Annotated in this window: 19 protein-coding genes; 11 read left to right on the top strand and 8 right to left on the bottom strand. The window is 65.2% G+C overall.

The annotated features are described in order from the left end of the window. Positions 1 to 36: 36 nt before the first annotated feature. Positions 37 to 690: a fasciclin domain-containing protein gene (locus ABD719_RS06990; RefSeq protein WP_344692650.1), complete on the top strand. Its 654-nt coding sequence runs from the start codon at positions 37 to 39 to the stop codon at positions 688 to 690. 79 nt (positions 691 to 769) lie between these two features. Here ABD719_RS06990 and ABD719_RS06995 read toward each other — a convergent pair whose 3' ends face one another. Beyond that, positions 770 to 1,087 (bottom strand): 2Fe-2S iron-sulfur cluster-binding protein, encoded by a 318-nt coding sequence (locus tag ABD719_RS06995; protein WP_344693070.1) that lies wholly within the window; start codon positions 1,085 to 1,087, stop codon positions 770 to 772. A 93-nt stretch (positions 1,088 to 1,180) separates the two neighbouring features. Here ABD719_RS06995 and ABD719_RS07000 point away from each other — a divergent pair, with 93 nt between their 5' ends. Further along, positions 1,181 to 1,810 (top strand): DNA-3-methyladenine glycosylase family protein, encoded by a 630-nt coding sequence (locus tag ABD719_RS07000; RefSeq protein WP_344692651.1) that lies wholly within the window; start codon positions 1,181 to 1,183, stop codon positions 1,808 to 1,810. An 82-nt stretch (positions 1,811 to 1,892) separates the two neighbouring features. Here ABD719_RS07000 and ABD719_RS07005 read toward each other — a convergent pair whose 3' ends face one another. Continuing rightward, positions 1,893 to 2,432 carry a PEPxxWA-CTERM sorting domain-containing protein gene (locus tag ABD719_RS07005; protein ID WP_344692652.1) on the bottom strand — a complete coding sequence of 180 codons (540 nt, stop codon included), beginning with the start codon at positions 2,430 to 2,432 and terminating at the stop codon, positions 1,893 to 1,895. A gap of 327 nt (positions 2,433 to 2,759) precedes the next feature. On the opposite strand from ABD719_RS07005, the gene sugE reads away from it, so the two are divergent. Further along, entirely contained in the window at positions 2,760 to 3,074 is a 315-nt protein-coding gene (gene sugE, locus ABD719_RS07010) for a quaternary ammonium compound efflux SMR transporter SugE (RefSeq protein ID WP_344692653.1), read from the top strand. On the opposite strand, the gene ABD719_RS07015 is transcribed toward sugE, so the two are convergent. Beyond that, a complete protein-coding gene (locus ABD719_RS07015) occupies positions 3,075 to 3,818 on the bottom strand; it encodes a hypothetical protein (RefSeq protein WP_344692654.1) in 744 nt (247 codons plus the stop codon). It lies immediately after the preceding gene. A gap of 98 nt (positions 3,819 to 3,916) precedes the next feature. Then, positions 3,917 to 4,333 (bottom strand): DUF2147 domain-containing protein, encoded by a 417-nt coding sequence (locus tag ABD719_RS07020; RefSeq protein ID WP_344692655.1) that lies wholly within the window; start codon positions 4,331 to 4,333, stop codon positions 3,917 to 3,919. Positions 4,334 to 4,447: 114 nt separating this feature from the next. Here ABD719_RS07020 and ABD719_RS07025 point away from each other — a divergent pair, with 114 nt between their 5' ends. The 8 genes from ABD719_RS07025 (at position 4,448) to treA (ending at position 18,301) form a co-directional block, all read left to right on the top strand. Next, a complete protein-coding gene (locus tag ABD719_RS07025; protein ID WP_192123778.1) occupies positions 4,448 to 5,746 on the top strand; it encodes an Nramp family divalent metal transporter in 1,299 nt (432 codons plus the stop codon). An 81-nt stretch (positions 5,747 to 5,827) separates the two neighbouring features. After that, entirely contained in the window at positions 5,828 to 8,257 is a 2,430-nt protein-coding gene (locus ABD719_RS07030) for a glycogen/starch/alpha-glucan phosphorylase (RefSeq protein WP_344692656.1), read from the top strand. After that, positions 8,254 to 10,437 (top strand): 1,4-alpha-glucan branching protein GlgB, encoded by a 2,184-nt coding sequence (gene glgB, locus ABD719_RS07035; RefSeq protein ID WP_344692657.1) that lies wholly within the window; start codon positions 8,254 to 8,256, stop codon positions 10,435 to 10,437. Before ABD719_RS07030 ends, glgB begins: the two co-directional genes overlap by 4 nt. 119 nt (positions 10,438 to 10,556) lie before the next feature. Further along, a complete protein-coding gene (gene glgC, locus ABD719_RS07040; protein WP_344692658.1) occupies positions 10,557 to 11,819 on the top strand; it encodes a glucose-1-phosphate adenylyltransferase in 1,263 nt (420 codons plus the stop codon). Continuing rightward, a complete protein-coding gene (gene glgA, locus ABD719_RS07045) occupies positions 11,816 to 13,300 on the top strand; it encodes a glycogen synthase GlgA (protein WP_344692659.1) in 1,485 nt (494 codons plus the stop codon). The genes glgC and glgA overlap by 4 nt, the downstream gene beginning before the upstream one ends. Then, positions 13,297 to 14,910, top strand: coding sequence for an alpha-D-glucose phosphate-specific phosphoglucomutase (locus tag ABD719_RS07050; RefSeq protein WP_344692660.1), 1,614 nt, complete (start codon positions 13,297 to 13,299; stop codon positions 14,908 to 14,910). Before glgA ends, ABD719_RS07050 begins: the two co-directional genes overlap by 4 nt. Positions 14,911 to 14,984: 74 nt before the next feature. After that, the gene (gene glgX / locus ABD719_RS07055) at positions 14,985 to 16,784 is read left to right on the top strand and encodes a glycogen debranching protein GlgX (RefSeq protein WP_344693071.1); all 1,800 of its coding nucleotides are present in this window, start codon (positions 14,985 to 14,987) and stop codon (positions 16,782 to 16,784) included. Then, complete coding sequence (treA, locus tag ABD719_RS07060) at positions 16,781 to 18,301, top strand: alpha,alpha-trehalase TreA (protein WP_344692661.1); 1,521 nt, start codon at positions 16,781 to 16,783, stop codon at positions 18,299 to 18,301. The genes glgX and treA overlap by 4 nt, the downstream gene beginning before the upstream one ends. Before the next feature lie 4 nt (positions 18,302 to 18,305). On the opposite strand, the gene cyoD is transcribed toward treA, so the two are convergent. From cyoD to cyoA, 4 genes are read right to left on the bottom strand one after another with little or no spacing between them, the layout of a single operon-like run. After that, on the bottom strand, positions 18,306 to 18,707 hold the full coding sequence (cyoD, locus tag ABD719_RS07065; protein WP_344692662.1) for a cytochrome o ubiquinol oxidase subunit IV: 402 nt from the start codon (positions 18,705 to 18,707) through the stop codon (positions 18,306 to 18,308). Continuing rightward, positions 18,704 to 19,339, bottom strand: a complete 636-nt coding sequence (locus ABD719_RS07070; protein WP_344692663.1) for a cytochrome (ubi)quinol oxidase subunit III — start codon at positions 19,337 to 19,339, stop codon at positions 18,704 to 18,706. The genes cyoD and ABD719_RS07070 overlap by 4 nt, the downstream gene beginning before the upstream one ends. Then, on the bottom strand, positions 19,336 to 21,342 hold the full coding sequence (gene cyoB, locus ABD719_RS07075) for a cytochrome o ubiquinol oxidase subunit I (protein ID WP_344692664.1): 2,007 nt from the start codon (positions 21,340 to 21,342) through the stop codon (positions 19,336 to 19,338). Before cyoB ends, ABD719_RS07070 begins: the two co-directional genes overlap by 4 nt. After that, positions 21,332 to 22,243, bottom strand: coding sequence for a ubiquinol oxidase subunit II (gene cyoA / locus ABD719_RS07080; protein WP_344692665.1), 912 nt, complete (start codon positions 22,241 to 22,243; stop codon positions 21,332 to 21,334). The genes cyoB and cyoA overlap by 11 nt, the downstream gene beginning before the upstream one ends. Between the last annotated feature and the right edge of the window lie 66 nt (positions 22,244 to 22,309).

Raw genomic sequence — 22,309 nt, forward strand, 5'->3', positions numbered from 1 at the left:
CGCAGGTTACACCATCGCAACGACCGGGAGCTTTGTATGCGATCCACTTTCCTGCTTACCGCCGGCCTGATGCTGGCCCCCGCCATCGCCACCGCCCAGACCACGGCGCCTGCCGCCCCTGCGACCGCGCCGCAGACTGCACCGGCAACGGGTGCAACGACCGCACCCGTCGGTACGCCGCAGACGGGACCGGGCACCACCGCCCCCGCGACGACCGCCGCTGCCCCGGTCGGCACCGGCACGATCGTCCAGGCACTGCCGAGCATCCCCGCCCATGCCACGCTGGTGCGCCTGCTGACTGCGGCGAAGCTGGATGCGCAACTCGGTGGTGCCGGTCCGTTCACGCTGTTCGCACCGAATGACGAGGCTTTTTCGCGCCTGCCCGCAGGAACGCTGGATACGCTGCTGGCCCCTGCCAATGTCGCGAGCCTGACGACGATCCTGAAGAACCACGTCGTGCCCGGCGCCCTGACCAGCGACCAGATCAAGTCGCAGATCACTGCCGGCGGCGGACGTGCCACGTTGACGACGCTGTCCGGCCAGCCGCTGGTCGCGACGATCGACAACGGGTCGATCCTGCTGACCGATGCGGTCGGCAACAAGAGCTATGTCGACAAGCCCGCCGACGTGCGTGAGGCGAACGGCGTGATCCATTCGACCAACGGCATCAGCCTGCCCAAACTGGGCTGACCCGATCCTTCAAAACGGTACGGGCCACTTTCGATCATTCGGAAGTGGCCCGTACCGGCGGTGCCTTACGGCCCTGTCGTCAATCCTCCGCCGCGATCCTGACCCGCATCCCGTCGAGCGCGTCATCAAACGGGATCTGGCACGACAATCGACTGGTCGTATCCCGCTCACCCACGGAATCGAGCAAGTCGTCCTCATCCGGGCCGATCGGCGGCAGGCGATCGACGAAAGCGGCGTCGACATGGACGTGGCAGGTCGCGCAGGAGCAGCAACCGCCGCATAGGGCCAGCAGTTCGTCGATGCCGCCGTCACGGATGACCTCCATCACCGACAGCCCCGCCTCGCCGTCCAGCTGGCGTTCTTCCCCTGTGCGCGTCGTGACGATAAGCGTCGGCATCATGCAATCTCCGGTATCATCGCTCTGCCATGCCGCCCGACGCCATCGGGTTCAAGTATCCCGGCCCCAACTATCACAGTGGAATCAACGATCATGGGGCTGAGTGCGGAACAGTTGAAAGCGGGTCTCGACGCACTTGCCCTTACCGAGCCGGCGATCGCGGACGCCATCGCCCGCATCGGCTACCCCGCACCGCGCCTGCGCGAACGTGGCTATGCCACGCTGTTACGCACGATTCTGGGCCAGCAGGTCAGCGTGCAGTCTGCCAATGCCGTGTGGCGCAAACTGGACGGGATGCTGGGCGATGCCAGCGATCCCGTCCGCGTTGCGGCGGCCAGCGACGAGACGTTGCGCGCCGCCGGTCTGTCGCGCCAGAAGGCCGGTTACGCTAAAAGCCTCGCCGACGAGGTAACGAGCGGTCGCTTACCCCTTGATGCGCTGGCGGAGGATGACGAGGAGGCGATCGCCCAACTGGTGCGGGTCAAGGGCATCGGCCGCTGGTCGGCGGAAGTCTATCTGCTGTTCGCAGAGGGCCGCCCCGACATCTGGCCGGCGGGCGATCTCGCCGTCCAGATCGAAATAGGGCGTATCTTCGGGCACGATACCCGCCCCTCGGAAAAACTGGTCCGCTCACTGGCCGAAGCATGGCGCCCGCACCGCGGCGCCTTGGCGATCTTCACCTGGCATCATTATGGCGCGGGGCCGGATACAGCGCCGGTGTGACCCGGTCGTCATGACCCGTGGGACAAGGGGTACCGGACGCCGACGAGCGCCCGGTGCCCCTATCGGGGAATAGTGCGCGGTTTCAGGCGAACACAATGTTTGCGCGGCGGCGATAACGAACGGCGGCACCGATCATGCCGAACCCGAGGAACATCATCGCCCAGGTGGCTGGTTCCGGCACAGCGGCGGCGAAGGCGTTGCTCATCACCGCGATATTGCCGCGGCCATAGACATTGTCGGTCGTGTCGACATAGAATCCGTATTCGTCACCGGCATTGACGAGGAACGAGAAACCTCCATTCTGGGATTTCTGCCCACCATCGTTCGTCAACTGCACGCGGTTGCCCTTCACGATGTAGCCGGCCGTGTCATATCTGGCTCCATCGACCGTGCTGTACCCGAACGTACCGAAGATGGTCTGGGTAAAGGTGGCGATATCGGCATAGATCGTGGAGCCGGCCAAGGCCGTCTGATTGTCACCACCGCTCAGTGTGAAATTACCGGCGGCGTCGTTTTTAACGACAAAGCCATCCGCATTGCTGTTGACCAGAATAGGCGCTGCCGCCGCCGGAACGGCAGACAGTGCGACGACGGCTGCTACTGCATAAGCGAACGACTTCATCTGTTTTCTCCGTAATACCGCAGACACGAACTTGTGTGTTGCAGCCTTCTATCCGGCGAAACGATGCTTTGAAATTTCGTATTTCGGTTAATTTATCCCAGAATATGACAATAATGATTGTTATATAGTTGATATGACATTCACCAAATCTGTCAGCAATATAATAACCGTTGCTCACCCGCCTTGAATTGGCTTTACGGGATGACCGGCATGTGATTGAAATCCAAGCAACATCATCCTATACCTGTCCGGCGGCGACCACGTTCCCGCCCCGTTTCGGGCAATTCAAGACCGGGACGGCCCGGCAGCCTGAAAGGAGGCTGTCGCATGGCATGGATATCGCTGATACTCGCGGGTTGTTTCGAGATAGTGTGGGCAACGGCGATGAAACAGTCGCACGGCTTCTCGCGGCTGTGGCCCAGCGTGGTGACGATCTGCGGAATGATCGTAAGTTTCGCACTGCTGTCATGGTCGATGCGGTCGCTGCCGCTGGGGACGGCCTATACGATCTGGACCGGCATCGGCGCGGTCGGGGCGTTCGTGATCGGGATCATCGTCTTCGGGGAGGCGGCGACGCCGATGCGAATAGTGGCGGCGCTGCTGATCGTCGGCGGGCTGGTGCTGATGAAGCTGTCGAGTTGATCAGTCGTCCGGCTTCTCGGTGAAGTCGAAGCGGATGCTGACCCAGGTGCCGATCATCGCCCGCCCGCCAACCCGGGGCGGCAGCACGCGGAACTGCCACGCCGCCTGCCGCATCGCGCTCCCGATGCCCGACCCCATCGGGGATTCGCTCAGCACCCGGCAGTTTTCGACCTGATAATCCTCGATCGTCCGGCACGCGATCACCCCCCACCCACCAGCAGGCGCGCCGCGCGGCAGATAGGCGGCCAGCGCGCCACGTGGCGGTCGGCGATACCATTCGGCCCGGTAGAGCCGCTGCCCGCCTGGCCCCTCACCCGGCCCGGCAACGTTGCCGCTGTCGCTGCCGGTGGCCGCCCCCCGGCCCTCACCCGCGCCGCTGCCGGCATTGGCGCTGCGCGTACTCATGGCACGGCCGCTGGCGGCGAACAGCGCCTCGCCACCCGGCAACAGGCCGGGGATCGTGATGGGCGGCGCCTCGCTGGGGCTGCGAAGCGGCGGTGGCGGCGGTGGCGGCGGCAGCGATGCAGCGGGCGGTGTTTCCGCCCGCTGTGCCCGGGGCGGCGCACCCCCGCTGCGGGTGGCACGGCTGGCGGTGGTCGCCCGCGATCCGGCGATGCTCGCCGCCGGGTTGGTGCTGACGTCGAAGGTGGTCAGCGCGCCGTCCTGCGCCCGCTGCGTCAGGTGGGGGGCGATCCGCAGCAGCAACCACAACAACAGCAGATGCGCGAGGACGGTGAGCACCATGGCGGTCGCCCGACGACGGTCCGACGAAGCCGTGTAAGATGTCGATGCCATCGCACGGCCCGCCTAGACGGCGGTGTCGCGCATCGCAACCGATACGGTCAGCGCGCGGGCGTCCAACGCTGCGTACGACAGAAAAAGGCGATGCAGCCCTGCACCTTCAGCGAACCGTCCCCCTCGTGCTTCAGGATGGATTTGTAGGTCTTGCCCGATTTCGGATCGTAGATCCGGCCGCGCCAGTCACTGCCGCCGTCGGTGAAACCGGTCAGGATCACCAGCCCTTCGATCGGCCGGTCGCGCAGTTTGGGGTCGGGATTGCTGGAGTCGACCGGCGGGCCGGATGGTGGCCCCTTGAGCAGGCGGGTGATCCGGCCGCAGGTCGATGTGCCGCACGGGGCGATCGTCACCACCGCCGTCTTCTCCTCGGTCAGCCAGCGGCCGGCAATCGGCGTGGCCGCATCGGCGGCGGCGGGGACGAGGGCGATCGCCGCGACGAGCGACAGAAGGTTGGTGCGCATCGATTGTTTTTGTCGTGGCCCGCGGCGAAAGGCAATGGGACGGAAAAAACGCTTGTCCCACAAGGTTTCACACGGGGTTGCCCGCCCCGCCCGCATCCGGCAGGACCCCCGTCGATGATCCCGACCACCTCCCGCTCGCTCGGTGACAGCCACCGGAGCATCGCGTTGCCCCCCGCCGGGGGAATCTTCCGGCGTTTCCTGGCCTTTGCCGGCCCCGGCTATCTCGTCGCGGTCGGTTACATGGATCCCGGCAACTGGGCGACGGACATCGCCGGCGGTTCGGCCTTCGGCTACACCCTGTTGTCCGTCGTGCTGCTGTCGAACCTGATGGCGATGGTGTTGCAGGCATTGTCGGCACGACTGGGCGTCGCCGCCGGGCTCGATCTGGCGCAGGCATGCCGCGCGCATTATTCGAAACCCGTCACGGTCATGCTGTGGCTGCTGTGCGAGATCGCGATCATCGCCTGCGATCTGGCGGAGGTGCTGGGCACCGCGATCGCGCTGAAATTGCTGTTCGGCCTGCCGCTGGTCTGGGGCGTGATCGTCACCGCGGTCGACGTGTTCCTGATCCTCGCGCTGCAACGCTATGGCTTCCGCAAGCTGGAGGCGTTCATCATCGCCCTGCTCGTCATCATCGCGGGCTGCTTCGTCTTCGAACTGATCCTCGCCCGGCCGGACATGGCGGCGGTGGCAGGCGGACTGGTGCCGACGCCGGAGATCCTGACCAATCCCGCGATGCTCTATATCGCGATCGGCATCCTCGGCGCGACGGTGATGCCCCACAACCTGTATCTCCATTCCTCGATCGTCCAGACCCGCGCCTTCGCACAGGACAGCGCCGGCAAGCGCGAGGCGGCGAAAATGGCGACGATCGACGGCACCATCGCGCTCGGCCTCGCCTTCTTCATCAACGCCGCGATCCTGATCCTGGCGGCCGCCACCTTCCACACCGCCGGCCGCACCGACGTGGCGGAGATCGACGAGGCATACCGTCTGCTCGCCCCCTCGCTGGGACTGGGGGCGGCGAGCGTGGTGTTCGCGGTGGCGCTGCTCGCCTCGGGCCAGAACTCCACCGTGACGGGGACGCTCGCCGGGCAGATCGTGATGGAGGGGTTCCTGAACATCCGCCTGCCCGTCTGGGCGAGGCGGCTGGTCACGCGGGCGCTGGCGATCGTGCCGGCGGTACTGGTGGTGGGCGCCAGCGGCGATGCCGGGGCGACGCAGTTGCTGGTATTGAGCCAGGTGATCCTCAGCCTGCAACTGCCTTTCGCGGTGGTGCCGCTGGTCGCGTTCACCGGCCGGCGCGACATCATGGGCGAATTCGCCAGCCCGATCTGGCTGCGGCTACTGGCCTGGGGAATCGCAGGCATCATCATCGGGTTGAACGGCACGCTGCTTTACGGAATGTTGTGACGGCGGCGCATACGAATGGGGCGTGACTTCGGCGCCGCCGCGGTACACACCGATCCGGACCAATTATTCGGGATACCCCTTTTGGCCTCTTCCGTTCCTGCCGTGCCCGTCGCCGACGCCGATCCACTGGCCGACGCCATCCTCGAAACGCTCGTCCATCGCATCGGCAAGGACCGGCGCGCCGCGCGGCCTCACGACTGGCTGGCCGCCACCATCCTGACCGTGCGCAACGACATCATCGAGAAGTGGATGGCCTCCACCCGCGAGGCGCATACGATGGGCGCCAAGCGCGTCTATTATCTCAGCCTCGAATTCCTGATCGGCCGACTGCTGCGCGACGCGCTCGCCAATCTGGGACAGACCGGCGAGATCGGCCGCGCGCTGGCCTCGCTCGGCGTCGATCTTGCCGAAATCGAGGAGATCGAGGCGGATGCGGCGCTGGGCAATGGTGGCCTCGGCCGGCTGGCGGCGTGCTTCATGGAAAGCATGGCGAGCCTCGACCTGCCCGCCTATGGCTATGGCATCCGCTATGTGAACGGCATGTTCCGGCAGCGGATCGACGACGGGTTCCAGGTCGAACTGCCGGAAAACTGGCTCCAGCACGGCAATCCGTGGGAGTTCGAGCGGCGGGAAAGCGCCTATTTCGTCGGTTTCGGCGGTGAGGTGGTCGGCAGCGAAAGCGGCCATATCCACTGGAAGGTCGGCGAGGCGGTGGAGGCGATCGCGGTCGATACGCCGATGGTCGGCTGGCGCGGCAAGCGGGTCAACACGCTGCGACTGTGGACCGCACGGGCGATCGATCCGTTGCAACTCGACCGGTTCAACGCGGGCGATTTCGCCGGGGCGCTGGCGGGACAGTTGCGCGCGGAGACGCTGACCCGCGTCCTCTATCCCAACGATTCCACCGCGGCGGGTCAGGAACTGCGGCTGCGGCAGGAATATTTCTTCTCGTCCGCGTCGATCCAGGACATCGTGCGTCGCCACGTCCAGTATTTCGGCGACATCCGCACCCTGCCCGACAAGGCGGCGATCCAGCTGAACGACACCCATCCGGCGGTGTCGGTGGCGGAACTGATGCGGGTGCTGCTCGACTTCCACGATCTCGGGTTCGACGAGGCATGGGAGATCACCAAGAAGACGTTCGGCTATACCAACCACACATTGCTGCCCGAGGCGCTAGAAAGCTGGCCCCTGCCGCTGTTCGAGCGGCTGCTGCCGCGTCACATGCAGCTGGTCTATGCCATCAACGCCCGCCTGCTGCGCGAGGCGCGGGCGGCGGGCAGCGACGATGCGGCGATCAAGGCGATCAGCCTGATCGACGAGGGCGGTGAGCGGCGGGTGCGGATGGCGAACCTGGCATTCGCCGGCAGCCATTCGATCAATGGCGTCGCCGCGCTCCACACCCAGTTGATGAAGCAGACGGTGTTCGCCGATCTGCACAAGCTGTATCCGGACCGGATCAACAACAAGACCAACGGCATCACCCCGCGCCGCTGGCTGCAACAGTGCAATCCGGGCCTGACCGGCCTGATCCGCGAGACGATCGGCGACGCGTTCTGCGACGACACGACCAAGCTCGACGCGCTGGCCGCCCATGCCGACGACAGCGCCTTCCAGCAGAAGTTCGCTGCGGTGAAGCGCGCGAACAAGGTCGCGCTGGCGCAGTATCTGAAGGGCACGATGGGGGTCCGCCTCGATCCCGACGCGATGTTCGACGTGCAGATCAAGCGTATCCACGAATACAAGCGCCAGTTGCTCAACCTGATCGAGACGGTGGCGCTGTACGACCAGATCCGCAGCCACCCCGAACGCGACTGGGTGCCACGCGTGAAGCTGTTCGCGGGCAAGGCGGCGTCGAGCTATCACAACGCCAAGCTCATCATCAAACTGGCCAACGACGTCGCGCGCCGGATCAATGCCGATCCGGCGATCGGCGGACTGTTGAAGGTGGCGTTCGTCCCCAACTACAATGTCTCGCTCGCGGAGAAGATCATCCCGGCCGCCGATCTGTCCGAACAGATCAGCACTGCCGGCATGGAGGCATCGGGCACCGGCAACATGAAGTTCGCGATGAACGGCGCGCTGACCATCGGCACGCTGGACGGCGCGAATGTGGAAATCCGCGACCATGTCGGCGCGGAGAACATCGTGATCTTCGGTATGACCGCCGACGAGGTCGCAGCCAAGCGTGCCGGTGGCTACAATCCGCGCGAGGCGATCGAGGCATCGCCCGAACTGGCGCAGGCCTTGGCCAACATCGCATCGGGCGTCTTTTCCCCCGACGATCCCGATCGGTACAAGGGGCTGATGGCCGGTTTGTATGACGGCGACTGGTTCATGCTCGCGGCCGATTTCGACAGCTATGCCGCCGCGCAACGCGAGGTGGACCGCCGCTGGTCGAGCCGTCCCGAATGGAATGCGGCAACGATCCGGAACGTCGCCCGCGTCGGTTGGTTCTCGTCTGATCGAACGATCGGCGAATATGCCAGGGAAATTTGGGGAATCATGTGAACCCACCGAGTGACGCCATCTCCGCCCTGATGGAAGGGCGTCACGACGACCCCTTCTCGCTCCTGGGTGTGTTTTCCGGGCCTGAGGGGAGTTTCGCCCGCACCTGGATACCGGGTGCGGAAACCGTGGAGGCCTTCGACTTGTCGGGCGCCTCATTAGGCATCCTCGCCGTGGCGAGCCATGCCGGCCCCGATGGCGAGGGGTTGTTCGAGGGACCGATCGCCGGCGATCCGCAGCCGGTGCGCTATGTGGCGCGCGGGCACGGATCGGAATGGTCCGTCACCGATCCGTACAGTTTTGGCCCGGTGCTCGGCGAAACAGACGAATATCTGTTCGGCGAGGGCACCCATCTGCGCCTCTGGGACAAGATGGGCGCCCATCTGATCGGGCATCAGGGTGCGACCGGCACCCATTTCGCGGTCTGGGCGCCCAACGCCCGGCGGGTGTCGGTGGTGGGAAATTTCAACAGCTGGGACGGCCGCCGCCATGTGATGCGACGGCGCGGCGGGGTCGGCATCTGGGAGCTGTTCCTGCCCGATCTTGGCGCGGGTCATGCCTACAAGTTCGAGATTCTTGGGTCAGACGGCCGGTTGCAGCCGCAAAAGGCCGATCCGTTCGCCTTCGCCGCCGAATTGCGCCCGCGTACCGCCTCGCTCACCACCGGGCCGATGCAGCATGTGTGGCAAGACGACGGCCACCGCGCGCACTGGGCCTCGGTCGATCCGCGCCGGGTGCCGGTGTCGATCTACGAAGTCCATGCCGGGTCGTGGGACAAGGACGAGAATGGCTGGTTCCTCAGCTGGGATGCGCTGGCCGACAAGCTGATCCCCTATGTCGTCGAGATGGGCTTCACCCATATCGAGTTCATGCCGATCACCGAACATCCCTATGATCCATCATGGGGATATCAGACGACCGGGCTCTACGCCCCGTCGGCGCGGTTCGGCGATCACGAGGGGTTCGCCCGCTTCGTCGACGGTGCGCATCAGGCGGGAATCGGCGTGCTGCTCGACTGGGTGCCCGCCCATTTCCCCATGGACCCGCACGGCCTGATCCGGTTCGACGGCACTGCGCTCTACGAGCATGACGATCCACGTCAGGGTTATCACCCCGACTGGAACACCGCGATCTACAATTTCGGGCGGCGCGAGGTGTCGAGCTATCTCGTCAACAACGCGCTGTTCTGGGCGGAACGCTATCATCTCGACGGGCTGCGCGTCGATGCGGTCGCGTCGATGCTGTACCGCGACTACAGCCGCAACGCCGGCGAATGGATTCCCAACGCGGAAGGCGGTCGCGAGAATTGGGAGGCGGTGGAATTCCTGCGTGCCGCCAACCGCGCGGTGTACCGCGAGCATCCCGGCATCTTCACCGTCGCCGAGGAATCCACTTCGTGGCCCGGCGTGTCCAGCCCGGCGCCTGCCCCCGGCGAACGGGATGGCGGACTGGGCTTCGGGTTCAAGTGGAATATGGGCTGGATGCACGACACGCTCCAGTACATGGCGCGCGATCCGCTCCACCGGCAGCACCATCATGGCGAGATCACCTTTGGGCTCGTCTACGCCTATTCCGAGAATTTCGTCCTGCCGCTGAGCCATGACGAAGTCGTGCATGGTAAGGGATCGCTCCTTGCCAAGATGCCGGGTGAAGACTGGCAGCAATTCGCCAATCTCCGCCTCTATTACGCGTTCATGTGGGGTTATCCCGGCAAGAAGCTGTTGTTCATGGGGCAGGAATTTGCCCAGCGGGGCGAATGGTCCGAGGAACGCGGGCTCGACTGGCATCTGCGCGCCAGCCCGGCGCACGAGGGAGTGCGCAATCTCGTCCGCGATCTCAACCGGCTGTATCGCGACACGCCCGCCCTGCATGCGCGCGATTGCGAGCCGGAGGGATTCGAATGGCTGGTCGGCGACGATGCCGCCAATTCGGTCTTCGCGTGGCTGCGCAAGGCGCCGGGACAAAAGCCGGTGGCGGTGATCGCCAACATGACGCCGATCGCGCGCGCGCCATATCGGATACCGCTGCCCCATGACGGCCGCTGGCGCGAGATCATGAATTCCGATGCCGCGGACTATTGGGGATCGGGGCTCGGCAACATGGGCGGCGTCGAGGCGAAGGATGGCGCGGCCTGGGTGACGTTGCCCCCGCTGGCGACCGTCATGCTGGAATATGAAGGATAATCGCGTGCCGGTCTTGTCCGGGCATCGGCGCTACCGCACAGTCGCGGCAGCAACGCCGATCCCGGACCGGAACCGGGCAATCATAATGGGCCATAACAGGCCATAACGGGAGAGTGACCGTGGATCATCGTCGGGGCCAGCCGCTTGCACGCGATGCGATGGCCTATGTGCTGGCCGGGGGTCGCGGCAGCCGGTTGTTTGAAATGACCGACACGCGCGCCAAGCCCGCGGTCTATTTCGGGGGCAAAAGCCGGATCATCGATTTCGCCCTGTCCAACGCGATCAATTCGGGCATCCGCCGGATCGGCGTGGCGACGCAATACAAGGCGCACAGCCTGATCCGCCACCTTCAGCGTGGCTGGAACTTCCTGCGCCCCGAACGCAACGAAAGCTTCGACATCCTGCCGGCCAGCCAGCGTGTGTCGGAATTTCAGTGGTATGAGGGCACCGCCGATGCGGTGTTCCAAAACATCGACATCATCGAAAGCTATGCGCCGGAATTTATGGTCATCCTGGCCGGCGACCATATCTACAAGATGGATTACGAGATCATGTTGCAGCAGCACTGCAACAGCGGTGCCGACGTGACGGTGGCGTGCATGGAAGTGCCGCGGATGGAGGCGACCGGCTTCGGCGTGATGCATGTCGACGAAAATGATCGCATCGTCGATTTCATCGAGAAACCGGCCGATCCCCCCGCCATTCCCGGCAGCCCCGACATCGCGCTCGCCAGCCTGGGCATCTACGTCTTCGCGACCCGCTTCCTGTTCGAGGAACTGCGCCGCGATGCCGCGACGCCGGGATCGAGTCGCGATTTCGGCAAGGATATCATCCCCCATCTCGTCAAGCAGGCCCATGCGCAGGCGCATCGTTTCAGCGCGAGTTGCGTCCGTTCCTCGGAGGAACCGGGTTCCTACTGGCGCGATGTCGGCACGATCGATGCCTATTGGGAGGCGAATCTCGACCTGACCGACGTGGTGCCCGAACTCGATCTCTACGAGAACAGCTGGCCGCTCTGGACCTATTCGGAGATCACGCCGCCGGCCAAGTTCGTCCATGACATCGACGGCCGGCGGGGATCGGCGGTCGCCAGCCTCGTGTCGGGCAATTGCATCGTGTCGGGCGCCTCGATCAACCGCAGCCTGCTGTCCACCGGCACCCGGGCGCACAGCTTCTCGATGCTGGACGAAGCGGTGGTGCTGCCCAACTGCCATATCGGCCGTGGATCACGATTGCGGCGGGTGGTGATCGATGCGGGCGTGAGAATCCCCAATGGCCTTGTGGTGGGCGACGATCCGGTACTCGACGGCGCTCGCTTCCGCCGGACGGACAAGGGCGTCTGCCTGATTACCCAGCCGATGATCGACCGGCTGGACGCGTGACGACGCCGGCATCGCCCCCTCTTTCACCAAGAGGGGGATCGGCGACGCCCGTCCTGTCGCTCGCGTCCGAAGCTTATCCTCTCGTCAAGACCGGCGGACTGGCCGATGTCGTCGGCGCGCTGCCGGCCGCGCTGGGGGAGCATGGCTATCTGCTCACCACGTTGCTGCCGGGTTATCCCGCGCTGGCCCCCATGATCCGGGGCGGGCGCGAAGTACATCGATGGCCGGACCTGATCGGTGCTGAGGCGCGATTGGTGGAGGCCAGCCTTGGCGAACACGCGTTGCTGATCCTCGACGCGCCCGCCCTGTTCGGCCGTGACGGCGGCCCCTATGGCGATACGGGCGGTCGCGACTGGGACGACAACTGGCGCCGCTTCGCCGCCCTTGCCCGTGCCGGAGCGGAAATCGCGGGCGGGGTCGTACCGGGTTATCGTTTCCCACTGCTCCATGCGCATGACTGGCAGGCGGGCCTTGCCCCCGCCTATGTCCGCGCTCTGGATCTGCCGGTAAAGACGGTGATGACCGTCCACAACATCGCCTTCCAGGGGCGGTTCGACCTGAGCCTGTTCCCGGCACTCGGCCTGCCTGACTGGATGGCGAGCATCCACGGCGTCGAATATTACGGCGCGCTCGGCTATCTGAAGGCGGGATTGCAGGCCGCCGATGCGATCACCACCGTCTCCCCCACCTATGCCCGCGAAATCCGCGATCCGACATTCGGCATGGGACTGGAAGGGTTGATCGCCACGCGCGCGGCCAGCGTCAGTGGCATCGTCAACGGCATCGATCCCGCCGTCTGGAGCCCCGCCGCCGATGCTGCACTGCCTGCACGTTATACCGCCGCCACGCTGGACGATCGCACCGTCAATCGCAATGCGGTCGAAACGACGTTCGGCCTGGCTCCGGCGGACGGTCCGATCTTCACCGTCATCAGCCGGCTGACGTGGCAGAAGGGAATGGATGTCCTTGTCGACCTGCTCGACGATCTGGTCGCGAGCGGCGGGCGACTTGCCTTGCTGGGTTCAGGCGACAAATCGCTCGAAGCGGCATTCCTCGCCGCCGCTACGCGGCACCCCGGCCGGATCGGCGTTCGTATCGGCTATGACGAGGCACTTTCGCACCTGTTGCAGGGGGGCGCGGATGCGATCCTGATCCCGTCGCGGTTCGAGCCGTGCGGTCTGACGCAGCTCTATGGCCTCGCCTATGGTTGCGTTCCCGTCGTCGCGCGTACCGGTGGACTTGCCGACACGGTGATCGACGCGAACGAGGCGGCGCTGGCCGCCGGGGTCGCGACCGGCATCGTCCATGACGGCGTCACCCCCGATGCGCTACGCCATGCGATCCGCCGCGCGATCGATCTCTACGCCCGCTCCGACACATGGCGGAGGCTGCAGCGCAACGGCATGGCGGCCGACTTCTCTTGGCGGGAGAGCGGACGGCGCTATGCTTCGCTCTATCACGACCTGATGGAGCCGGCATGATCCGCGACTATCCGACGACGCCCTATTCCGACCAGAAGCCCGGTACCTCCGGCCTTCGCAAGAAGGTCCGCATATTCCAACAGCCTAATTATGCGGAGAATTTCGTCCAGTCGGTGTTCGACGTCATCGACGGCAAGGACGGCGCAACGCTGGTGATCGGCGGCGACGGCCGCTTTCTGAACCGCGAGGTGATCCAGGTCGCGATTCGGATCGCTGCCGCGAACGGGTTCGCGCGGGCGATCGTCGGGCAAGGCGGCATCCTGTCAACCCCCGCCGCCAGCAACCTGATCCGCATCCGGGGTGCGCTGGGCGGGCTCGTCCTGTCGGCCAGCCACAATCCCGGTGGGCCGGATGAGGATTTCGGCATCAAGTACAACATCGCCAATGGCGGCCCCGCGCCGGAAAAGGTGACGGAGGCGCTGCACGCCCGCACGCTGACGATCGACCGCTGGCGCGCGGTGGAAGCGGACGACATCGATCTCGACGCACCTGGCGAAATCCGCGTCGGCGACATGATCGTGGAGATCGTCGATCCCGTGGCGGACTATGCCGCACTGATGGAAAAGCTGTTCGATTTCGACGCGATCCGCGCGGCGAAACTGACGATGGCGTTCGACGCGATGAGCGCGGTCACCGGCCCCTACGCCACCGAAATTCTCGAACGCCGGCTGGGTTTCGCACCGGGCACGGTTCGGAACGGCACGCCCTTGCCCGATTTCGGCGGCCATCATCCCGACCCCAACCTCGTCCACGCACATGAATTGTACGAGACGATGATGGCCCCCGACGCGCCCGATTTCGGGGCGGCATCGGATGGCGACGGCGATCGCAATCTCATCATCGGGCGCGGCCGGTTCGTCACGCCGTCGGACAGTTTGGCGATGCTCGCCGCCAATGCGCATCTCGCGCCGGGGTACAAAGACGGACTGAAGGGCATTGCGCGATCGATGCCGACCAGCGCCGCCGCCGATCGCGTTGCCGCGAAACTCGGTATCCCCGCCTATGAGACACCGACCGGCTGGAAGTTCTTCGGCAACCTGCTCGACGCCGGCATGGCGACGATCTGCGGTGAGGAAAGCGCAGGCACCGGCTCCGACCACGTCCGCGAGAAGGACGGATTGTGGGCCGTATTGCTCTGGCTCAACATCCTGACCGCGACGGGCAAGTCGGTGGATGCCATCGCGCGCGATCATTGGGCGACCTATGGCCGCAACTACTATGCTCGCCACGATTACGAAGGCGTCGAGAGCGAGCGGGCCGATGCGCTGATGGCGGAACTGCGTGGACGGCTGACGACGCTGCCGGGCGAGCGGTTCGGCGACCTGACCGTCGAGACCGCCGACGACTTCGCCTATCACGATCCCACCGATGGCTCGGTCAGCCGCAATCAGGGCGTCCGCGTGCTGTTCGAAGGCGGCAGTCGCGTCGTGTTCCGCCTGTCGGGCACCGGCACCAGCGGCGCGACCTTGCGCGTCTATCTCGAACGGTTCGAACCGGACGCGATCGAGGGCGACACCAATACGATGCTGGAGGAGATCGTCACGGCGGCGGACGCCATCGCCGGAATCATCCGCCATACCGGACGCACCGGGCCCGACGTCGTTACGTGACGACGTCGCCGCGTGGCTGGCTGCGGCGGGTCGCCGATCTCGTCCTGCCAGCCGCCCCCTCCCCGCCAGACCGCATCTGCGGTGCCCATGTCCGGGGCGACGCGACCAGCTTCACGGTCAGGGCGCCGTCCGCCAGCGCCGTCACCCTGTGCCTGTTCGACGGTGCGGTCGAACGACAGGTGCCGATGGCGCGGGAAGGCGAGCGGTGGGCCGTCACCATGCCCGGCATCGGCGCGGGCCAGCGTTACGGCTATCGCGCGACCGGCGTTCATGATCCCGCCGCCGGACACTGGTTCGATCCGGCCAAGCTGCTGGTCGATCCCTATGCGATCGAACTCGACCGGCGCTTCGTCTATGATCCGGCACTGTCGCAATACGGGTTCGACACCGCCGCGCTGGTGCCCAAAGCCATCGTCTGCGCGCCAGCCGATGCCGGCCCGCCGCCACCGCCGCTGTTCGCGCCCGGGGGCCTGATCTACGAACTCAACGTCCGCAGTTTCACCATGCGGCATCCGGACGTACCGGCGGAACAGCGCGGTACCGTCGGCGCGCTGGCGCATCCCGCGATCGTCGCCCATCTGCGGAAACTGGGCGTCGCGGCGATCGAACTGATGCCGATCGTGGCATGGATCGACGAACGCCACCTGCCCCCGCTGGGGCTGACCAATGCATGGGGTTACAACCCTGTCGCTTTCATGGCGCTGGACCCGCGATTGTGCCCCGGCGGGGTTGCGGAACTGCGCGACACCATCGCGACGTTGCGGGAAGCGGGGATCGGCGTGCTGCTCGATCTCGTCTTCAATCATACCGGCGAAAGCGACACGGGCGGGCCGACGCTCAGCCTGCGTGGACTCGATCCGCAGTCCTATTCCCGTACGCCGAACGGATCGCTGGTCAACGACGCCGGCACCGGCAACACCCTCGATTTCGGACAGCCGCATGTCCGCGATCTGGCGCTGACGGCGATGCGGCATTTCGCCATGCTGGGCGTCGATGGGTTCCGCTTCGATCTTGCGCCGGTCATGGCGCGGTCACCGCGGTTCGACGCTGCCGCCCCGATCTTCACCGCGATCACCGCCGATCCAGTGCTGGCAAGCCGGGTGATGATCGCGGAGCCATGGGACATCGGCCCCGGCGGCTATCAACTGGGCCGGTTTCCCGACAACTGGCTGGAATGGAACGACAGGTTCCGTGACGATGTCCGCCGGTTCTGGCGCGGCGATGGCACCGCCGGCACGCTTGCCACCCGCATCGCCGGGTCCTCCGACATCTTCACCGGCCCCCATATCCGCAGCGTCAACTTCGTTGCCGCGCATGACGGCTTCACCCTGGCCGACATGTTGAGCTTCGCCACCCGCCACAACCACGCCAATGGCGAAGACAATCGCGACGGCCATGGCGGCGAAATCTGCTGGAACAACGGCGTGGAGGGACCGAGCGACGATCCCGCCATCCGCGCTGCGCGTGACAGCGATGCCCGCGCGCTGCTCGCCACCCTGTTTGCCTCGCGCGGTACGCCGATGCTGACGGCAGGTGACGAATTCGGCCGGAGCCAGCGCGGCAACAACAACGCCTATGCGCAGGACAACGAGACGACGTGGCTCGACTGGGCGAACCGCGATACCGCGCTGGAGGATTTCGTCGCCCGCCTGTCGCGGTTCCGGTGCGAAGGGCCCCTGGCCGATCAGGACTGGCTGACCGCCGCCGACTGGCGCGACATGACCGACCGGCCGATGACGCCGGATCGCTGGGCCGACACCGGCGGATTCCTGCTGCGCCTGCCGGCGGGTGACGACACCGTCTATATCCGCATCGACCGCGGCGAACGGCGGGTCACGCTGGCCCGCGCCACCCTTCTGGAGAGTCGATCTTGATCGCCCGCCTGATCCTCGCTGCCACCACCCTGCTGACGGTCGCCGCGACACCGCTGTCGCCGGCACAGCGGTTCGGCAGGCTATATCACGATGTACAGATGCGGCGGCTGTTTCCCGACGGCAAGACCTTCGCGGATGCCGTGCCGAAGCGATCCGATGCCCGCATCATCGCCGCCTATCGTCATTGCCGGTGTGGCAGCGATGCCGGCCTGCGCCGGTTCGTGCTGACGCATTTCACGCTGCCCGAAGCGCCCGTCACCAGGCCGCAGCCACGGCGTACCCTGACGCAGCATATCGACGAACTCTGGCCGCAACTGACCCGCACCACCACCAACGTAACTGCCGGATCGTCGGCGCTGACATTGCCGCGCCGCTATGTCGTGCCGGGCGGGCGGTTCCGGGAGATGTATTACTGGGACAGCTGGTTCACGATGCTCGGCCTGCCCCCCGCCGGACGACAGGATCTGGTCGAGGACATGGTGATCGATTTCGGCAGCCTGATCGATCGTTACGGCCACATCCCCAACGGCACCCGCACCTATTATCTCAGCCGGTCGCAACCACCCTTTTTCTATCTGATCGCGGGGCTGTCGCACGATGCCGCGACGCTTGCCGCCCGCAACCGGCAATTGCGTACGGAACATGCATACTGGATGGCCGGCGCAACCGCCCTAGCCCCCGGCACCGCGCAGGCACGGGCCGTGCGGTTGCCCGATGGTGCGTTGCTCAACCGGTATTGGGACGACCGGGATGATGCGCGCGACGAAAGCTACCGCGAGGATACCGAACTCGCGGATGCTACCCCGGGCCGGCCGCGCGGCGAACTGATGCGCGATCTGCGCGCAGCGGCGGAAAGCGGCTGGGACTTTTCCTCACGCTGGCTGGGCGACGGCCGGACACTGGCGACGATCCGAACGACGCGACTGGTGCCGATCGATCTGAACAGCCTGATGGTGGGGATGGAACAGGCGATCGCCGTCAATTGCCGTACATTGGGCGATACGGCCTGCGCCGCCTCGTTCGACGCGCGCGCCACCGCGCGGATCGCCGCTATCCGTCGGCACCTGTGGAACGGCCGGTTTTTTGCCGATCACGACCTCGATACCGGTCGCGCCAATGACAAGGTGACGGCGGCCATGGCATTCCCGCTGTTCGCCGGCGTCGCCACCCAGGATCAGGCCCGCCTCACCGCCCGGGCACTCACTGCGTTGATCGGCGAAGGCGGCGTACGGACCACGCCGGTCGCCTCGGGCCAGCAATGGGACGATCCCAATGGCTGGGCGCCACTGCAATGGATCGCCTATCGCGGCCTGCGCCGGTATGGTGAGGACAGGCTGGCGATCCGCATCCGTACCGCGTGGCTGGCGACGGTAAATCGTGAATATGATGCGTCGGGCAAGCTGCTGGAAAAATACGATGTGGTCGACCGCCGGCCCGGCGGCGGCGGCGAATACCCCAATCAGGACGGGTTCGGCTGGACCAACGGCGTCACCCGCGCGATGCTGCTGGAAAAATGACGCGTCATCGCTGACGGGCCATCATCTCCGTCATCGGCATCAGATTGTGGTGCAGATGATCCATGATCCACAACGATCCTACCAGCACCAGCACGACGATCAGGATGCCGAACGCCAGCGCCAGCGTATTGTTGGTATTGTCCGGCCCGGTGGTGATGTGGAGGAAGAAGACGAGGTGGACGCCCATCTGTGCCACCGCCAGCGCGATCAGCGCGACGGGAATGGCAGGCCCGTAGATCAGCCCGCTGCGGGCCGCGGCAAATGACGCGATCGACAGCAATGCGGCGAGCCCCAGTCCCACGAGATAACCGGTAAGCCCCGCAGCGACCGACTCAGGCTCGCCTTCCTCGCCCGGCGCCTGATCGTCGCCGCGCGGCGTATCGTCGGGGTGGCGCGTATCGCTCATGCGGCGGTTCCCAGCAGATAGACGACGGTCAGCAACGCCACCCAGATGATGTCGAGGGCGTGCCAGAACAGGCTGAAACAGGCGATCCGGCGCCGGATGTCCTCACGAAATCCCTTCGCCTGCACTTGCGCCATCATCGTCGTCAGCCACAACAGCCCCAGAAAGACGTGGACGCCGTGACATCCGACCAGCGCAAAGAATGCCGACAGGAAGGCGCTGCGCGACGGTCCGGCCCCCTCGTCGATCAGGTGCGTGAATTCGTACAGTTCCAGACACAGGAACGCAGCCCCCAGCGCGCCCGTTGCCGCCATCGCGATCTGGAACAGCCCGCGCCGGTCCGCAATCATCGCCAGCCCCGCCAGCCCGCATGCGAAGGACGACAACAGCAGCAACGCCGTTTCCCACCCGACCAGCGTCAGGTCGAACAGCTCGACACCCCGCGGCCCGCCCGCCGTCTCGCCGACCAGCACCGCATAGGCGGCGAAGAAAGCCGAGAACATGATGAAGTCGGACAGCAGGAAGATCCAGAAGCCGTAGCCGACCACAATCCGCTTGGGCGCCGGGCCACGTTGATCGCTTGGTATCTCGCCATGTCCCAACTGATGGGGGTCGGCGGGTGTGGCGTTGCTCATACCAGTGCCTCATCGGGAACACCCAGCAGATCGGCCTTGCCCTGACGGCGCAGGCGGTCACGGCGTTCCACCTCGTCGCCGGCGATGGTGTATTCCGCCTCGTCACGCCATGCGAAGACGACGAACGTCGCCCATGCGCCGACGAACCCGACGATCACCAGCCACCAGATATGCCAGACCAGCGCGAAGCCCATCGCGCTGGCGAAGAACGCACTGACGATGCCGGTCGGTGAATTGCGCGGCATCTCGATGTCCTGGTAATCGGGTTTCTCCGACAAGGCCCGGTTTTCACGCGCGGTGGATTTCAGACCCCAATAGGCTTCCTCGCCGCGCACATCGGGCAGGGTCGCGAAATTGAAGATGGGCGGCGGCGAGGTCGTCGACCATTCCAGCGTGCGCCCATCCCATGGATCGCCGCTGACATCGACGCGGTCATGCCGGGTGCGGATCGATACAGTGAACATGATGACCTGACAGCCGATACCACATGCGATCAGCACCGCGCCCCCTGCCGCTGCGATCAGCCATGGTTGCCAGCCGGCGACATCGTAATGACCCAGCCGTCGCGTCATCCCCATCAGCCCCAACACATACAACGGCATGAAGGCGAGATAGAATCCCGACAGCCAGAACCAGAACGACCGTTTTCCCCATTTCTCGTCGAGCGAGAAGCCGAACGCCTTGGGCCACCAGTAGGTCAGCCCCGCGAACGCGCCGAACAATACACCGGGGATCACGATGTTATGGAAATGCGCCACGAGGAACAGCGAGTTGTGCAGCACGAAATCGGCCGGCGGCACCGCCAGCAACACCCCCGTCATCCCGCCGATCACGAAGGTGACGATGAACCCCACCGACCATAGCATCATCGACGTATAGCGGATGCGTCCGCCATACATGGTGAAGATCCAGTTGAAGACCTTCACGCCGGTCGGCACCGCGATGATCATCGTCGAAATACCGAAGAAGCCGTTGACGTCCGCCCCCGCCCCCATCGTGAAGAAGTGGTGCAGCCACACCATGAACGACAACAGACATATCGCCATCGTCGCGAGGATCATCGATCGATAGCCGAACAGCGGCTTGCCGGAGAAGGTGGATACCACCTCGCTGAAGATGCCGAACGCGGGCAGGATCAGGATATAGACCTCCGGGTGGCCCCACGCCCAGATCAGGTTCACGAACATCATCTGGTTGCCGCCCAGTTCGTTCGTGAAGAAGTGGAAACCAAGGTACCGGTCGAGCGTCAGCATCGCCAGCGTCGCGGTCAGGATCGGGAATGCGGCGACGATCAGCAGGTTCGTCGCCAGCGACGTCCAGCAGAACATCGGCATCCGGGTATAGCCCATGCCGGGCGCCCGCATCTTCAGGATGGTGGTGACCAGATTGACGCCGGACAGCAAGGTGCCGACCCCCGACACCTGCAACGCCCACAGGTAATAATCGACGCCGACCCCAGGGGAAAAGCTCAGCTCGCTGAGCGGTGGATAGACCACCCAGCCCGTCTTCGCGAATTCGCCGATGACGAGGCTGATGTTGACCAGCAAAGCACCCGCCGCCGTCAGCCAGAAACTGACCGAGTTCAGCGTCGGAAACGCCACGTCGCGAATGCCCAGTTGCAACGGCACCGCGAAGTTCATCAGCCCGATCATGAACGGCATGGCGACGAAGAAGATCATCATCACGCCGTGGGCGGTGAATATCTGGTCGTAATGATCGGGCGGCAGGTAACCGGGATTGCCATAGGCGATCGCCTGCTGCGCCCGCATCAACAGCGCGTCGGAAAACCCGCGCAGCAGCATCACCGCCGCCAGGATGCAGTACATCACCCCGATCCGCTTATGATCGACGCTGGTGATCCATTCGCGCCACAGATAGGGTATGTGCCCCGCCCGCCATGTCCAGCCGAGCAGCGCGAGGATGCCAAGTCCCGCCAGTCCGAACGCGACCAGTGGCAGCGGCTGTTCCCAAGGAATCGAGTCCCAGCCGAGTTTACCGAACATGATTGTCCTCCCGCCCCGACCGGGCCTCGTCATGCACGCCGACACCGGCATTGGCGACGATCCGGTCGTACAATCCCGGCATCACCGCACGATAGCCACGCGGGGCCACATTGACCGTCGGTCGCGACAGTGCGGCGAGACCTTGACCGTCCAGCACGGGTCCGGCGGCCTTTGTCCGGGTCACCCAATCGGCGAACTGCGTGGCCGGCAGTGCGTCGACCGAAAAATCCATATCGGCGAAACCCTCACCGCTATAATGCGCGGACAGCCCATGAAAGCGGCCGGGTTTGTCGGCCTGCAGATGCAGCCGCGAATCCATGCCCGACATCGCGTAGATTTGACTGCCGAGTTGCGGCACGAAGAAGCTGTTCATCACGGTGCCGCTGGTGATCCGAAACGCAATCGGCGTGCCGGCCGGGATCACCAGCCGATTGACCGTCGCGATCCCCTGTTCCGGATAAATGAACAGCCATTTCCAATCGAGCGCGACGACCTGCACCATCACCGGTTTCCGCTTGGACACCAGCGGCCGCTCCGGGGCGAGTTGATGGGTGCCGATCCACGTCAGCCCGGCAAGGAAGATGACGATCAACGCCGGCACCGACCAGACCAGCAATTCGATGCGCCCGGAATAGGACCAGGTCGGGCGATAGGTCGCCCGCTTGTTGCCGGCACGAAACCACCAGGCGAAGCCGAGCGTCACGACGATCGTCGGCACCACGATCAGCATCATGATCGCCAGCGCATTGAACAGGATGGTCCGCTCACCTGCGGCGACCGGGCCGGCTGGTGACAGGACACCGGGCGCACATGCGTTGAGCGTCAGTACCCCGGCCAATGCCAACGGATAGACAATGGCAGATCGCGCGCGTCGCCGAACTTGTTCATTCCGGACAGCCATCAGGCCTGCCCCCTTCCCGTACCCGACCGCTACTTCCCACCGGCAACGTCGAACGCTAGGCTAAAA

Source organism: Sphingomonas cynarae (genome assembly GCF_039537815.1).
In the GTDB taxonomy this organism is placed as follows: domain Bacteria; phylum Pseudomonadota; class Alphaproteobacteria; order Sphingomonadales; family Sphingomonadaceae; genus Sphingomonas; species Sphingomonas cynarae.